Source organism: uncultured Stenotrophomonas sp., from assembly GCF_945952405.1.
In the GTDB taxonomy this organism is placed as follows: Bacteria; Pseudomonadota; Gammaproteobacteria; order Xanthomonadales; family Xanthomonadaceae; genus Stenotrophomonas.
The window spans coordinates 78592-92445 of record NZ_CAMFIA010000013.1; the positions used below are offsets into that span (position 1 = coordinate 78592).

Sequence of the window (13854 nt, forward strand, 5' to 3'; positions counted from 1 at the left end):
AGACGCTCAGCCTTCCAGCTCTTCCCAGCGCGCGTACGCGGCATCCAGCTCGGCCTGCACCTTGGCCAGCTGCTGGGTATGCGCGGTCACTTCCGCACTGCTGCGGGTGTAGAACGCCGGGTCGTTCATCGCTGCGGTGAGGCCTTCCACATCGCCTTCCAGCGTCTCGATGGTCTTCGGCAGCTGTTCCAGTTCGCGTGCTTCCTTGTAGGCCAGCTTGCGCTTGGGCGCGACCGGCGCAGCCGCCGAGGCGGCCGGAGCGGCGGCCGTCGGCTTGGCGGCCGGAGCCGCAGTCGCGACCGGTGCCACGCTGGCGGCATAGCGCTGCCAGTCGCTATAGCCACCCACGTACTCACCGATCACGCCATCGCCTTCCATCACCAGCGTGGAGGTCACCACGTTGTCGATGAAGTCACGATCGTGGCTGACCAGCAGCAGCGTGCCGGTGTACTCGCCCAGCAGCTCTTCCAGCAGCTCCAGGGTTTCCACATCGAGGTCGTTGGTCGGTTCGTCCATCACCAGCAGGTTGGACGGCTGCGCGAACAGCTTGGCCAGCAGCAGGCGGTTGCGCTCGCCACCGGACAGGCGGGTGATCGGCGCACGCGCGCGTTCCGGGGTGAACATGAAATCCTGCAGGTAGGCATGCACGTGCTTGCGCTTGCCATTGAACTCGAGGAAATCACGGCCTTCGGCCACATTCTCGATCGCGCTCCAGTCTTCGCGCAGCACCGCACGGTACTGGTCGAAATAGGCGATCTGCAGGTTGGTGCCGGCATTGACCTCGCCCTTGGCCGGCTGCAGCTCGCCCAGCAGCAGCTTCAGCAGCGTGGTCTTGCCGCTGCCGTTGGGACCGATCAGGCCGATGCGGTCGCCGCGCAGGATGGTGGTGGTGAAGTCGCGGACCATGCAGCGCTCGCCAAAGGCGAACGAAATGTCCTTGACGTCGATGACCTTCTTGCCGGAGCTGACCCCCTGGGCCGCTTCCATCTTGACGTTGCCGCTGAGGTCGCGGCGCTGCGAACGCTCGTTGCGCATCGCCTTCAGGCGGCGCACACGGCCTTCGTCGCGGGTACGACGCGCCTTGATGCCCTGGCGGATCCAGACTTCTTCCTGCGCCAGCAGCTTGTCGAAGCGGGCGTTTTCCTGCGCCTGCGCGTTGAGGCGCTCCTCGCGGCGGCGCTCGTAGTTGGCCCAGTCGCCCGGCCAGCTGGTGACCTGGCCACGGTCGATCTCGACGATGCGGGTGGCCAGTGCACGCAGGAAGCGGCGGTCATGGGTGACGAACACCACGCTGCCACTCCAGCCCTTCAGGAACGCTTCGAGCCAGTCGATGGCCTCGATGTCGAGGTGGTTGGTCGGTTCGTCCAGCAGCAGCACATCGGGGCTGGAGACCAGCGCGCGGGCCAGCAGCACGCGGCGCTTCATGCCGCCGGACAGGCGACCGAATTCGGCCTCGCCGTCGAGGTCGAGCTTGGTCAGGGTTTCGCTGACACGCTGGTCCAGGCCCCAGCCGTTGGCGGCGTCGATCTTGGCCTGCACGTTGCCCAGCGCTTCGCCATCGAAGACATCGGCATGGCTGAGGTGGTGGAACTCGGCCAGCCACTGGCCCAGTTCGCCAAGGCCGTCGGCCACGACGTCGAACACCGAGCCGGCCGCGCCGTGCGGCACTTCCTGCTCCAGGCGGGTCACGCGGACGCCCTGCTGCACGCGGACTTCGCCGTCATCGGGCTTGTGATCGCCGGACAGCAGCTTGAGCAGGGTGGATTTGCCGGCGCCGTTGCGGCCGATCAGGGCGATGCGTTCGCCCGGCTCGATCGACAGTTCGGCCTTTTCCAGCAACAACGGGCCGCCGACGCTGAAGTCGACGTTCTGCAGAGTAATCAGAGGCATCCGGCTATTGTACGGGTTGGGGGCGTCGACCGGGTTGCACCCGGCACCCGCAGAGGCCACTGCTGCAGCCGAAGCAACCGCCAAAGCCGGTTTCCTGCGGAATGGCAGGGCGGGTCCGGCAGACTTCGGCGATCTGTCGGAACGGCATTCTGCCCGGGTCGGCATCAACCTTGGCCGACAGGGTGGATCCACGCCAAGGCATCGACCTTGGCCGGTAGATCCACGCCATGCGTGGATGAGTGTCGATGAATGGAATCGACGGGGAATCAGATGGCTTACCCCACCTCCCCCAGCAGCGCCTGCAGGCCCGGCAACCACTGCTTGCCGGGGTGGCGTACCAGCCACAGGGTGCGCTGCAGGGCCGGAAGCGGTGTTTCAAGCACGCGCAGGCGGCCCAGTGCCAGCGGTTCCTGCAGGGCGTGGCGGGACAGGCAAGCCAGGCCAAGTCCGGCGATGGCGGCCTGCTTGATCGCTTCGGTATTGCCCAGCTGCAGGGTCTGTGCGAAGCCGCGCAGGTGCGGCAGCAGCGCCTGCTCGACGGCCTCGCGGGTACCCGATCCGGGTTCGCGCAGCAGCCAGCGGGCGGCGCGCAGCTGATCCAGCGACCAGCGCGACGGCGCGTCTGCCGCCGCCACGATCACCAGCGGATCCTGTTGCCAGGCCGTCACCTGCAGGCCGCGTTCGTGACACGGCCCTTCGATCAGGCCGGCGTCGACGTCCAGCCGCTGCACGGCGGCGACCACGCCGGCACTGTTGTCGATGCGCAGGTCGACCTCGGCCTGCGGCGCCTGCCGCAGCAGCTCGGCGATGCGTGGCGGCAGCAGGTAATTGCCGATGGTGGTACTGGCGGCCAGCACCAGCCGCAGCGGCGCGCCCTGCGACGGGTCGCCGCCGGCGGCCAGCTGCCGCTCCAGGTCGGCAGCATTGACCAGCAGCGTGCGGGCGGGCTCCAGCAACGCGCGGCCATGTCCGTTCAGGGCCAGGCGACGGCCGATGCGATCGAACAACGGGGTGCCGAAGTGCGCCTCCAGCTCCTGCAGGGCGGCACTGCTGGCCGACTGCGAGAGCGCGATGGCCTGGCCCGCAGCGGTGGTGCTGCCGTGGTCGGCGATGGCGACGAAGACCTGCAGCTGGCGCAGGGTCAGGCGCATGGCGCTTACCTTCTTGACAGGTAGGTTTCACCCATTTTATTCGTTTTACAGGTCACTCGCACAGGCGCACGCTGTCCGGGTCATCCCAGCCCCACCCTTGCCATGAACGCGCCCGCCCTTTCCCCCTGGTCCCTGCCCGCCCTGCGCCAACGCTGGCAACCCCGCCTGCCCGGCCTGCTGCTGGTCGGCCTGGTCGCCGCGGCATCGCTGTACCTGGCCGAGCTGCCGTGGCTGCAGGCACACGGGCTGAGCGCACTGACCGTGGCCATCGTCGCCGGCATCGTGGTCGGCAACACCGTCTATCCGCGGCTGGCACCGGCCAGTGCGGCCGGTGTCGGTTTCTCCAAGCACTGGCTGCTGCGCGCCGGCATCGTGCTGTATGGCCTGCGCCTGACCTTCCAGGACATCGGCCATGTCGGCGTCAGCGGTGTGCTGATGGATGTGCTGGTGGTCGCCAGCACCTTCGGCCTGGCCTGCTGGCTGGGCGTGCGGGTATTCCGGATGGAACGCGAGGCGGCGATGCTGATCGGTGCCGGCAGTGCGATCTGCGGTGCGGCCGCGGTGATGGCGGCCGAACCGGTGGTGCGGGGCCGAGCGGCACAGGTCACCGTGGCGGTGTCGACGGTGGTGGTGTTCGGCACGCTGGCGATGTTCCTGTATCCGGCCCTCTATGCGCTGGTGCAGTCGCACGGCTGGCTGGCCATGGACGCGCGCCAGTACGGCCTGTTCACCGGCGCAACCGTGCACGAAGTGGCACAGGTGGTGGCCGCCGGGCGCGCGGTCAACGAAGCGGCCGCCGATACCGCCGTGATCACCAAGATGGTGCGGGTGATGCTGCTGGCGCCGTTCCTGGTTGCACTGTCGCTGTGGCTGGCACGCGGTGGCAAGGCCGGTGCGGACGGCAGCAAGGCGCGCATCGTGGTGCCGTGGTTCGCCTTTGGATTCGTGGCGGTGGCCGGGCTGAACTCGTTGCAGCTGCTGCCGGCCGGGCTGCATGCCGGGCTGGTGCAGCTGGACACCGTGCTGCTGGCCATGGCGATGGCGGCACTGGGCCTGACCACCCACGTCTCGGCATTGCGCCAGGCGGGCCTGAAGCCGCTGCTGCTGGCCCTGATCCTGTTCGCCTGGCTGCTGTTCGGCGGCCTGGCCATCCACCAGGGCGTGCTGGCGGTACTGGGCTGAGCGATCCCTCCCGCTTGCCGAATCCATCCGCAGGCCGTAAAAGAACGCCCCCTGCGCTGCCCCCCTTGGGCGACATGACCCTCCATCACCTTCCGAGCTTCCGCTACCACCCGGACCCGGTTGCGACCGGCAACGTGGCGCCCTCCACCGCGACCTGCAGGGTCTGCCAGCAGGCGCGTGGATACGTGTACCTGCGCGACGCCATCCACGCCGGGCGCGGAGATTACTCGGAACAGATCTGCCCCTGGTGCATTGCCGACGGCAGTGCGGCCTCGGCGTTGAATGTGGCGTTTGCCTGCTGCCTGGACCTCAACGGAAGCGTGCCCGACATCGCGCTGGAAGAACTGTCCCTGCGCACGCCCGGCTACGTCAGTTTCCAGGGGGAAACGTGGCTGGCGCATTGCAACGACGTCTGCCGCTTCCTGGGCGACGCCACCCTGGCGCAGGTGGCGCAGGCCTCGGCGGCGAGCATCGCGGCATGGTGCGCGGCCAACGATGCCGACGAGGCGGTCTGGAGGGATCTGGCCAGCGACTACGCGCCCGGAGCAGATATCGGCTTCCATACGTTCGAGTGCCTGCACTGTGGCCTGATTCAGTTCCATATCGACTCGGCCTGAGCCTTTTCCTGCGCGTTGGCAACATGGATCGTTAGACTTGAGGCATGCCCGCCTCCCCCACCCTGCTGGGGATCCCGTTGCCACTGCTGGACGATCGCTACGGGCCGGGCAACGCCGACGAAGCCGAAGACACGTTGATCGGGATCGTGCAGGCGGAGATGGGCACGCAGGCGACCTGTTCGTTCGACGTTGACACGCGGCACCCCAACCCGTGGTTCCACCAGCTGCTGCTGGAACCCCGGGTCGCCGGAAAAGCGGCCAGCCCGGAGCAGTTGCAGGCGATGAGCGCACAGCTGGTGGCCATCGGGCTGGGCTGAGCGGCGGACAGTGCCGTCCACGCAGGCTGTGGACCTGCTGGATCGCAGACCCTGCGTGGATGAAGAAGGCCCGGGGGACCCGCCTTCGGGACGGGTACAATGCGCCATGACTGACTTCTCGACCCTGCCGCTGAGCCCGGCCCTGCAGCCCGGCCTGGACGCCCTCGGCTACACCACCCTCACCCCCGTGCAGGCCCAGAGCCTGCCGGCCATCCTTGATGGCCGCGATGTGATCGCACAGGCGCCGACCGGCAGCGGCAAGACCGCCGCCTTCGGTCTGGGCCTGCTGCAGTCCATCGACCCCAGCCTGATCCGCGTGCAGGCGCTGGTGCTGTGCCCGACCCGCGAACTGGCCGACCAGGTCGGCAAGCAGATCCGCAAGCTGGCGACCGGCATCCCCAACCTGAAGCTGCTGCTGCTGGTTGGCGGCGTGCCGCTGGGCCCGCAGCTGGCGTCGCTGGAAGGCCATGATCCGCACGTGGTGGTCGGCACGCCCGGCCGCGTGCAGGAACTGGCGCGCAAGCGCGCACTCAACCTGGGTGCGGTACGCACGCTGGTGCTGGACGAAGCCGACCGCATGCTCGACATGGGCTTCGAGGAACCGATCCGCGAGATCGCCGGCCGCACCCACAAGGACCGCCAGAGCCTGCTGTTCTCCGCGACCTTCCCCGACAGCATCCGCGCGATGGCGCGCGATCTGCTGCGCGACGCGGTGGAAGTGACCGTGGAAGGCGCCGACCAGGCACCGGCCATCCGCCACCTGTTCTGCGAGGTCGAGCCGGCCCACCGCCAGAAGGCGCTGGCCGGCCTGCTGCTGAAGTACACCCCGGAATCGGCGGTGGTGTTCTGCAACACCCGCAAGGACGTGGACGAAGTAGCCAATTCGCTGCAGCAGTTCGGCTTCTCCGCACTGGCCCTGCATGGCGACATGGAGCAGCGCGATCGTGAGGAAGTGCTGCTGCTGCTGGCCAACCGCAGCTGCAACGTGCTGGTGGCCAGCGACGTTGCCGCGCGTGGCCTGGACGTGGAAGAGCTGGCGGCGGTGATCAACTACGAACTGCCGACCGACGTGGAGAGCTACCAGCATCGCGTGGGCCGTACCGGCCGCGCCGGTGCCAGCGGCCTGGCGATCAGCCTGGTCGCCGGACGTGAGAAGACCCGTGCCGAAGCGATCGAAGCCCAGCGTGGTGAACCGCTGGAGTGGCAGAAGACGCCGCTGGCGACCTCGCGCCCGGCCGAACTGCCGCAGGCCGCGATGCGCACCCTGCGCATCGACGGCGGCAAGACCGACAAGCTGCGCCCGGGCGACATCCTCGGCGCACTGACCGGTGACGCCGGACTGTCGAGCAAGTTCATCGGCAAGATCGCGATCTTCCCGACCCGCTCCTACGTGGCGATCGCCCGCGAGCAGGCCAACAAGGCCGTGGCCAGGCTGGAAGCCGGCAAGATCAAGGGCCGTCGCTTCCGCGTGCGGATGATGTAACGGAGGGGTCCGCAGAGTCGGGCCCTGCTCGACTCTGCGGGTACAGCGCGCGGCAACAGCGGTGCCAACCAAGGTTGGCGACTACCGGATGGGCACCCGGCGCTCTGGTAGCTGCCAACCTTGGTTGGCACGCACGGATGGGCATCCTGCGCTCTGGTAGGTGCCAACCTTGGTTGGCACGCACGGATGGGCCCGTGGCCCGGCTCAGAACACCAGTTCGGTATGCAGCGGCAGATCCGCTTCCCAGCGTGCGCGGCCGCCGAGGCCGTCCAGTTCCACCAGCACGCCCGCCCCGACCACCTCGACGCCCAGGCGGCGCACCAGCGACAGCGCTGCGACCAGCGTGCCGCCGGTGGCCAGCACGTCGTCGATGATCGCTACACGGGCACCGGCCGGCAGCGCATCGGCATGCACTTCGATGCAGTCGCTACGGTATTCCAGGGTGTACTCCTCGCGCAGCACCTGGCCCGGCAGCTTGCCCGGCTTGCGCACCGGCACGAAGCCCACGCCCAGCTCCAGCGCCATCGCAGCACCGAGGATGAAGCCGCGCGATTCGATGCCGACCACCGCGTCCAGCTTCTGCTCGCGCCAACGGTCGGCCATCGCGGTGATCGCACCACGGAAGTCCTCGCCGTGGGCGAGCAGCGGCATGATGTCCTTGAACAGGATGCCGGGCTTGGGGAAGTCGGCGATGTCGCGCAGGCGGGAGGCCCACTGCGGAGCGACGAGGGCGTCGGTCATGTCACATTGGCTATCTGATGGCGGCATAGGGTACCCGTTCCGGGCGCCGCCTGCCTGACGGGGGTATCGGCCGGGCTGCGCACGGCACCTGCAGAGGCCACCCGCAAGCAGAAGCGAAAGCAGAATCTCTCGTAGATCCACGCCATGCGTGGATCTCCTGCAGCCCCACACCGCCCCGCCAACCCACCGGATCCAGCGTCTGCTCTGGCTGTTGCGCTGGCCTCTGCCGGTGCAGGGCGCAGCCCTGCAAAAGACCGCCCTCAGGAACTGCAGGACAGCATCGAGCAACCTGCACGGTTGTCCGCCCAGGCCGGGCGCTTGCCAGCGAAGTGCTCCAGCCCCGCACGCTCCGTGTAGGGGTCGCGCAGCACCTGCTGAAGCGCATGCACGCCCCCCAGGTCGCCCTGCTCGGCGCGGTCGATGGCCTCCTGTGCCAGCCAGTTGCGCAGCACGTACAGCGGATTGGCCGCGGCCATCTTCGCCATTCGCTCGTGAGCGCGCAGCGGATCGGCCTGCACGCGCGCGGCGTAGTCCTGCAGCCAGTGCTGCAACGGTGCCTGCAGCGCCTGCCGGCGCGTCTGGTCGTAGTAGACCGCATCCAGCACCGCGGCATCGGGTGCGCTCGGATCGATGCGCATCAACGCGCGCCAGGCCAGGATCATGTCCATGCCACCGTCCTGCATCAGCTGCTGCCAGCGCTGGTAGAGCTGCAGGTCATCGTCATTGGCAGCGGCCAGGCCAAGCTTGGCCGCCGCGTCGCGGCGCGTGCAGGCCACGAACGTGGCCTGGTAGGCGGCCAGGCCGGCCTGCAGCGGAGCCACGTCGGCAAACAGTGGCGACAGTGCCTGCGCCAACCGGCTTAGATTCCAGTACGCCACCTGCGGCTGGGTACCGAAACGGTAGCGGCGGCCCTGCGCATCGGTGGTGTTCGGCGTCCAGTCCGGGTCGAAATCCTCGACCCAGCCGTAGGGGCCGTAATCCAGCGTGAGGCCCAGCACGGACAGGTTGTCGGTGTTCATCACACCGTGCACGAAGCCGACGCGCATCCAGTGCGCGATCATCTCGGCGGTGCGCACCGCGATCTGCGCGAACCAGTCGCCATGGAGCGCCTCGCCCTGCCCTTCCAGTTCCGGGAAATCACGTGCGATGCAGGCTTCCACCAGCTGCTGCAGCAACGCGGTCTCACCGCGCGATGCGGGCAGTTCGAACGAGCCGAAACGCAGGAACGACGGCGACACCCGGCACACGATGGCACCAGGCTCGGCGCGCGGATGGCCGTCGTAGAACATGTCGCGCACCACATCCTCGCCGGTACCGACCAGCGACAACGCGCGCGTGGTCGGCACGCCGAGATGGTGCATCGCCTCGCTGCACAGGAACTCGCGGATCGACGACCGCAGCACGGCGCGGCCATCAGCGCCCCGCGAATACGGCGTCGGGCCGGCGCCCTTCAACTGCAGCTCCCAGTGCCGGCCGTCCGGCGCACGCAGCTCGCCCAGCGAAATGGCACGGCCATCCCCCAGCTGCCCGGCCCAGTGGCCGAACTGGTGCCCACCATAGTTGGCCGCCCACGGCTGCATGCCGGCATACAGCGCATTGCCGCCGAACACCCGGGCGAAGCCTTCGCTGCCGACCTCAGCGGCATCGAAGCCCAGCAGCGTGGCAACCTCCGGTGACCAGGCCAACAGGGTCGGTGCCGCGACCGGGGTCGGCATCACCGATGACCAGGCCGCGCCCAGCACTTCACGGCGGCGCGGGCCGGATTCAGGGTCACCCGGCAGCGACTGCAGCAGGCGGTTGTCAAAATGGGGGCGGTGGGTATCCATGCTGCTGGAGATGGGGGCGACCGGCGCCCGCCTCAATTGCCGCTCAGCGCCTGCAGCTGGCCGCCGTGCGCTTCGGCCCGCAGGTAGGCCGGTCGTTCACCGATGCGCTTGAGGAAACGGCGTAGCGCCGGCTTGTCATCCAGGCCGCCGCCTCGCGCCGCTGCAGCCTGGATCGGAAAGCTCATCTGGATATCGGCGGCACTGAAACGCTCGCCCGCAAACCACGGGCTTTCAGCCAGGCGCCGCTCCATCCAGTCCAGGTGCAGCCGCCGCTGCGGGCCGATGAAACCGCGCTCGGCCTTGTCGGCGATGCTGCGCGCGATTGGCCGCGCGAAGAACGGCATCGGCGCGTTGCGGATGCGGCCCATCACCAGGGTCAGCAGCAACGGCGGCATCGCCGAGCCTTCCGCGTAATGCAGCCAGTAGCGGTACGCGATGCGCTCGGTCCCCTCGGCAGGCATCGGCGAGGGCGACAGCAGGCGCTGGGTGTCGTAGCGATCGGCGAGGTAGTCGAGGATCGCGCCGGACTCGGCCAGCACCAGTTCACCGTCCTGCAGCACCGGTGACTTGCCGAGCGGATGCACCGCGCGCAGCTCCGGCGGCGCCAGCAGTGTCTTCGGATCGCGCGGGTAGCGGCGCAGTTCGTAGTCCAGGCCCAACTCCTCCAGCATCCACAGCACACGGAGTGAACGGGAGTTTTCCAGGTGATGGACGATGCGCATGAGGTCGATCCTTGGGGAGATGCGCATGCTACCGCGACGGATGCATGCCCTTTGTAGAGTCGAGCATGGCGCGACGCTGCAGAACGGCGGGCAATAAAAAACGCCGGAAGCTTTCGCTTCCGGCGTTCTGGCTACCCAAAGGCAGCAGACGGATTAGACCGCCTGCACCTGGTCAGCCTGCATACCCTTCTGGCCCTGGACGGCGATGAAGGTGACCTTCTGGCCTTCCTGCAGGGTCTTGAAGCCGGTGCCCTGGATGGCACGGAAGTGCACGAACAGGTCCGGGCCGCTTTCCGGGGTGATGAAGCCGAAGCCCTTGGCGTCGTTGAACCACTTGACGGTGCCGGTCTGACGATCAGACATTTTACTAACTCCTGAAACACATGTTGAAAAAAATCGCAGCCACCGGGTATCGGGGCCGAGACTGAGTTGCAGGCGTTGGTAAAGCGGATCGATGAGCGGATCGTGAGATCAACTGCACCAGGCCACGATTCACGGTGACCCTAGCAAACACAGTGGGTCGAACGATACGCGTGTTTTCTGCAAAAAGCGATAGGCCGGACGTTCACGGGCAAGCCCCGGCCGCTAGGCGTCACAAGGGTTGGCAGCCGATCGAGGCTAACTCCGAGTCCCCATTCAGGTTTTTCCTACCCTACACTGGGTAAATGACTGAAGCTGAAACCCAAGCTGAACCCGCCCTGCCCCGCATCTGGGTAGACGCAGACGCCTGCCCCACCGTCATCCGCGACATCCTGTTCCGGGCCGCTGAACGGGTCGGAATCGAGCTGACCCTGGTCGCCAACCAGTGGATCCGCACCCCACCCTCACGCTGGCTGCGCTCGATCCAGGTGCCGCAGGGCCTGGACGTGGCCGACAGTGCCATCGTCGAACGGGTCGCCGCCGGCGATCTGGTGGTCACCCAGGACATCCCGCTGGCTGCGCTGGTGCTGGAGAAGAAGGCGGTCGCGCTGAATCCACGCGGCCAGCTGTACACCCCGAACAACATGGCCGAGCGGCTGTCGATGCGCAATTTCATGGAAGAGCTGCGCGGCGCGGGGGTGCAGACCGGCGGCCCACCGCCGCTGGGGCCGCGTGACCGGCAGCTGTTCGCGGCCGAGCTCGACCGCTGGCTGGCGCGCCGTCCGGCCCGCTGAACCACCCTAGCCGCGCGGCTCCGGCAGGCACAGGCGGCGCTGGCTGCTGAACCGTCGCCGCTCGCCGCTGAACGGGTCATCGAAGGCCAGCCCCTGCGCCAGCAGCTGCAAGGCGGCCTCAGCAACGGCCTCCGGCCGTGGCCGCAGCTGCGGATACAGGTCATCACCTTCGATCGGTGCGCCCAGCATGGCCATGTGCACGCGCAGCTGGTGCTTGCGGCCGGTCTCTGGCCGCAGCCGGTACCGCCACAGCGCACCCTCGGCCTCGATCAGCTCGATCCGGCTGTACGCATTCGGCTCGCCGGGCACTTCGGCCATGCGGAAGAACGGTTCGCCCGGCACCACGCGGCTATGCCGCTGCAACGGGAACGCCACGCCCGGCAGCGCGGGGGCAAGGGCTTCGTAGGTTTTCTCGATGCGCCGCTCGCGGAACAACCGCTGGTAGGCATCGCGCGAGTCCGGCTGGGTCGAGAACAGCACCAGCCCAGCGGTCAGCCGATCCAGCCGGTGCAGGGGCACCAGGTCGGCGTTGCCGGTCCGCGCGACCAGGCGCGCCAGCAGGGTTTCGCGGACATGCCGCCCGGCCGGGGTGACCGGCAGGAAGTGCGGCTTGTCGGCAACCAGCAGGTGCGCATCCTGATGGACGATGGTTTCGGCGAAGGGAATCACCGGCTCGTCGACCACTTCGCGGAAGTACTGGATCTCCAGCCCGACCTGCCACGGCATGTCCGGCGCCAGCGCCCTGCCCTGCGCGTCCTGCACCCGGCCACGGGCGAAGCGGTCCTGCCACTGCGCGCGGTCGATGCGCGGGAAGCGCGCGCACAGCCCATCGAGCAGGCTGGGCCAGCGGCCGGGCGGCAGCTGCAACCGGCTTGGCAGGGTCATCGGATCCGCTCCTGCGGCAGGAAAGGAGACAAGCGTGCCACGTTGACGCTGCGCAGACAGCCCGGCAACGGACACCCCTGGAGCAAACCTCTATCATTGTCGTCTTTAGTCCACGGATCCCCCATGGCTCTCACCGCCACCATCCGCAAGGCCGAACTGCAGATCAGCGACATGGATCGCGGCTACTACGCGACCCACAACCTGACCCTGGCCCAGCACCCGTCCGAGACCGACGAGCGCCTGATGGTGCGCCTGCTCGCCTTTGCCCTCAACGCCGGCGACCGCCTGGAGTTCGGCCGCGGCCTGAGCACCGACGACGAGCCGGACCTGTGGGAACACGACTACACCGGCGACATCCTGCAGTGGATCGACCTCGGCCACCCGGACGAATCGCGCATCCGCAAGGCCTGCAACCGCAGCCGCAACGTGCAGGTGGTCAACTATGGCGGCAACGCCTCGGACATCTGGTGGGGCAAGCAGGGTAAGGGCCTGGCGCGATTCGACAATCTCTCGGTGGTCGATCTGGAGGGCGGCTTCGTCGAGCGCTGGGGCCAGCAGATCCAGCGCGCCATGCGCTGGAGCGTGCTGATCCAGGACGGCGAGGTGCAGCTGCTCAACGATCAGATCCAGCTCGATGTGATCCCGGACTGGCGCAAGCGCGCCAAGGCATGAGCACGATCCGTTGCGATGTGGTGGTCATCGGTGCCGGCGCGGCCGGGCTGATGACCGCGATCACGGCCGGCCAGCGCGGCCGCCAGGTGCAGGTCATCGACCACGCCAACAAGGTCGGCAAGAAGATCCTGATGTCCGGTGGTGGACGCTGCAACTTCACCAATACCGGCACCACGCCGGCCAATTTCCTGTCGGCCAACCCGCATTTCTGCAAGTCGGCACTGGCGCGTTACACGCCCTGGCACTTCATCGAGCTGGTGCACAAGCACGGCATCGCCTATCACGAAAAGGAACTGGGCCAGCTGTTCTGCGACATCTCGTCCAAGCAGATCGTGAAAATGCTGGTGGACGAATGCCAGGCGGCCGGTGCGCAGATCCGTACCCAGTGCAGCGTCGAGCGCATCGAGCACGGCAGCGACGGTTTCCGGGTGCACACCACGCAGGGGTTGTTCCACTGCGCCTCGCTGGTGGTGGCCACCGGCGGCCTGTCGATTCCCAGCCTCGGCGCCACCGGTTTCGGCTATGAAATCGCGCGCCAGTTCGGCCACCCGGTGCTGCCCACCCGCGCCGGCCTGGTGCCGCTGACGCTCAGCGGCACGCACCAGGAGCGGCTGGCAGATCTCAGCGGCGTCGCCCTGCCGGTCGAAGCGCGCTGCAATGGAAAGCAGTTCCAGAACTTCATGCTGCTGACCCACCGCGGCGTGAGCGGGCCGGCGATCCTGCAGATCTCCTCGTTCTGGCAGCCCGGCGATGCGCTGGAGCTGGACCTGCTGCCCGGCCAGGATGCCGGTGAGTGGCTGCGCCAGATGAAGCGCGAGCGACCGGCCGCCGAGCTGCGCACGGTGCTGGCCGAGGTACTGCCCAAGCGGCTTGCACAGCGCCTGTGCGAGCACTGGCTGCCCGACCGCCCGGTGCGCCAGCTGGACGAGCCGGTGCTGCGCCAGGCGGCGCAGCTGCTGGGCGCGTTCCCGCTGGTGGCCAGTGGCACCGAAGGCTATCGCACTGCCGAAGTCACCCTGGGCGGCGTGGACACCGCCGAGGTCTCATCGTCCACGATGGAATCCAAGCGCGTTCCCGGCCTGCATTTCGTCGGCGAGGTATTGGATGTGACCGGCTGGCTGGGCGGCTACAACTTCCAGTGGGCCTGGGCCAGCGGCCATGCGGCCGGCGGCGTGGTGTGAACCACATCGCCGTTCCGGGTGCGCAAGCGGGGC

The 13854-nt window shown here is 68.0% G+C and carries 14 protein-coding genes; 7 read left to right on the plus strand and 7 right to left on the minus strand.

The window, feature by feature from the left end:
• Positions 1 to 6: 6 nt before the first annotated feature.
• Positions 7 to 1890 carry an ATP-binding cassette domain-containing protein gene (locus tag Q0P60_RS14195; protein ID WP_294994595.1) on the minus strand — a complete coding sequence of 628 codons (1884 nt, stop codon included), beginning with the start codon at positions 1888 to 1890 and terminating at the stop codon, positions 7 to 9.
• A gap of 275 nt (positions 1891 to 2165) precedes the next feature.
• On the minus strand, positions 2166 to 3041 hold the full coding sequence (locus tag Q0P60_RS14200; protein ID WP_294994598.1) for a LysR family transcriptional regulator: 876 nt from the start codon (positions 3039 to 3041) through the stop codon (positions 2166 to 2168).
• A 102-nt stretch (positions 3042 to 3143) separates the two neighbouring features.
• Here Q0P60_RS14200 and Q0P60_RS14205 point away from each other — a divergent pair, with 102 nt between their 5' ends.
• From Q0P60_RS14205 to dbpA, 4 genes are all read left to right on the plus strand, one after another.
• Positions 3144 to 4223 carry a YeiH family protein gene (locus Q0P60_RS14205; protein WP_294994601.1) on the plus strand — a complete coding sequence of 360 codons (1080 nt, stop codon included), beginning with the start codon at positions 3144 to 3146 and terminating at the stop codon, positions 4221 to 4223.
• Between the two features lie 74 nt (positions 4224 to 4297).
• On the plus strand, positions 4298 to 4840 hold the full coding sequence (locus Q0P60_RS14210; protein WP_294994604.1) for a CbrC family protein: 543 nt from the start codon (positions 4298 to 4300) through the stop codon (positions 4838 to 4840).
• Between the two features lie 44 nt (positions 4841 to 4884).
• Complete coding sequence (locus tag Q0P60_RS14215; protein WP_294994607.1) at positions 4885 to 5157, plus strand: hypothetical protein; 273 nt, start codon at positions 4885 to 4887, stop codon at positions 5155 to 5157.
• 106 nt (positions 5158 to 5263) lie between these two features.
• Positions 5264 to 6640, plus strand: coding sequence for an ATP-dependent RNA helicase DbpA (gene dbpA, locus Q0P60_RS14220; protein WP_294994610.1), 1377 nt, complete (start codon positions 5264 to 5266; stop codon positions 6638 to 6640).
• Between the two features lie 204 nt (positions 6641 to 6844).
• Here dbpA and Q0P60_RS14225 read toward each other — a convergent pair whose 3' ends face one another.
• From Q0P60_RS14225 to Q0P60_RS14240, 4 genes are all read right to left on the minus strand, one after another.
• On the minus strand, positions 6845 to 7381 hold the full coding sequence (locus Q0P60_RS14225; protein WP_294994612.1) for an adenine phosphoribosyltransferase: 537 nt from the start codon (positions 7379 to 7381) through the stop codon (positions 6845 to 6847).
• Positions 7382 to 7641: 260 nt separating this feature from the next.
• Positions 7642 to 9207: a protein adenylyltransferase SelO gene (locus Q0P60_RS14230; RefSeq protein WP_294994615.1), complete on the minus strand. Its 1566-nt coding sequence runs from the start codon at positions 9205 to 9207 to the stop codon at positions 7642 to 7644.
• Between the two features lie 32 nt (positions 9208 to 9239).
• The gene (locus tag Q0P60_RS14235; protein WP_294994618.1) at positions 9240 to 9929 is read right to left on the minus strand and encodes a glutathione S-transferase; all 690 of its coding nucleotides are present in this window, start codon (positions 9927 to 9929) and stop codon (positions 9240 to 9242) included.
• 153 nt (positions 9930 to 10082) lie between these two features.
• Positions 10083 to 10292, minus strand: a complete 210-nt coding sequence (locus tag Q0P60_RS14240; RefSeq protein WP_004153307.1) for a cold-shock protein — start codon at positions 10290 to 10292, stop codon at positions 10083 to 10085.
• A 302-nt stretch (positions 10293 to 10594) separates the two neighbouring features.
• Here Q0P60_RS14240 and Q0P60_RS14245 point away from each other — a divergent pair, with 302 nt between their 5' ends.
• Positions 10595 to 11083, plus strand: coding sequence for a YaiI/YqxD family protein (locus Q0P60_RS14245; protein WP_059034065.1), 489 nt, complete (start codon positions 10595 to 10597; stop codon positions 11081 to 11083).
• A 6-nt stretch (positions 11084 to 11089) separates the two neighbouring features.
• On the opposite strand, the gene Q0P60_RS14250 is transcribed toward Q0P60_RS14245, so the two are convergent.
• Positions 11090 to 11968: a pseudouridine synthase gene (locus Q0P60_RS14250; protein WP_294994626.1), complete on the minus strand. Its 879-nt coding sequence runs from the start codon at positions 11966 to 11968 to the stop codon at positions 11090 to 11092.
• Between the two features lie 123 nt (positions 11969 to 12091).
• Here Q0P60_RS14250 and Q0P60_RS14255 point away from each other — a divergent pair, with 123 nt between their 5' ends.
• Both Q0P60_RS14255 and Q0P60_RS14260 read left to right on the plus strand, forming a co-directional pair.
• On the plus strand, positions 12092 to 12640 hold the full coding sequence (locus Q0P60_RS14255; RefSeq protein ID WP_294994629.1) for a YaeQ family protein: 549 nt from the start codon (positions 12092 to 12094) through the stop codon (positions 12638 to 12640).
• Positions 12637 to 13821 (plus strand): NAD(P)/FAD-dependent oxidoreductase, encoded by a 1185-nt coding sequence (locus Q0P60_RS14260; RefSeq protein WP_294994631.1) that lies wholly within the window; start codon positions 12637 to 12639, stop codon positions 13819 to 13821. Before Q0P60_RS14255 ends, Q0P60_RS14260 begins: the two co-directional genes overlap by 4 nt.
• Positions 13822 to 13854 lie beyond the last annotated feature (33 nt).

Excerpts from the sequence above, each read along its gene's own strand:
- Q0P60_RS14250 (WP_294994626.1), bottom strand. The coding sequence starts at position 11,968 with ATGACCCTGCCAAGCCGGTTGCAGCTGCCGCCCGGCCGCTGGCCCAGC.
- Q0P60_RS14245 (WP_059034065.1), top strand. The coding sequence starts at position 10,595 with ATGACTGAAGCTGAAACCCAAGCTGAACCCGCCCTGCCCCGCATCTGG.
- Q0P60_RS14240 (WP_004153307.1), bottom strand. The coding sequence starts at position 10,292 with ATGTCTGATCGTCAGACCGGCACCGTCAAGTGGTTCAACGACGCCAAG.
- Q0P60_RS14235 (WP_294994618.1), bottom strand. The coding sequence starts at position 9,929 with ATGCGCATCGTCCATCACCTGGAAAACTCCCGTTCACTCCGTGTGCTG.
- Q0P60_RS14200 (WP_294994598.1), bottom strand. The coding sequence starts at position 3,041 with ATGCGCCTGACCCTGCGCCAGCTGCAGGTCTTCGTCGCCATCGCCGAC.
- Q0P60_RS14225 (WP_294994612.1), bottom strand. The coding sequence starts at position 7,381 with ATGACCGACGCCCTCGTCGCTCCGCAGTGGGCCTCCCGCCTGCGCGAC.
- Q0P60_RS14210 (WP_294994604.1), top strand. The coding sequence starts at position 4,298 with ATGACCCTCCATCACCTTCCGAGCTTCCGCTACCACCCGGACCCGGTT.
- Q0P60_RS14215 (WP_294994607.1), top strand. The coding sequence starts at position 4,885 with ATGCCCGCCTCCCCCACCCTGCTGGGGATCCCGTTGCCACTGCTGGAC.
- Q0P60_RS14255 (WP_294994629.1), top strand. The coding sequence starts at position 12,092 with ATGGCTCTCACCGCCACCATCCGCAAGGCCGAACTGCAGATCAGCGAC.
- Q0P60_RS14230 (WP_294994615.1), bottom strand. The coding sequence starts at position 9,207 with ATGGATACCCACCGCCCCCATTTTGACAACCGCCTGCTGCAGTCGCTG.
- Q0P60_RS14205 (WP_294994601.1), top strand. The coding sequence starts at position 3,144 with ATGAACGCGCCCGCCCTTTCCCCCTGGTCCCTGCCCGCCCTGCGCCAA.
- dbpA (WP_294994610.1), top strand. The coding sequence starts at position 5,264 with ATGACTGACTTCTCGACCCTGCCGCTGAGCCCGGCCCTGCAGCCCGGC.
- Q0P60_RS14260 (WP_294994631.1), top strand. The coding sequence starts at position 12,637 with ATGAGCACGATCCGTTGCGATGTGGTGGTCATCGGTGCCGGCGCGGCC.
- Q0P60_RS14195 (WP_294994595.1), bottom strand. The coding sequence starts at position 1,890 with ATGCCTCTGATTACTCTGCAGAACGTCGACTTCAGCGTCGGCGGCCCG.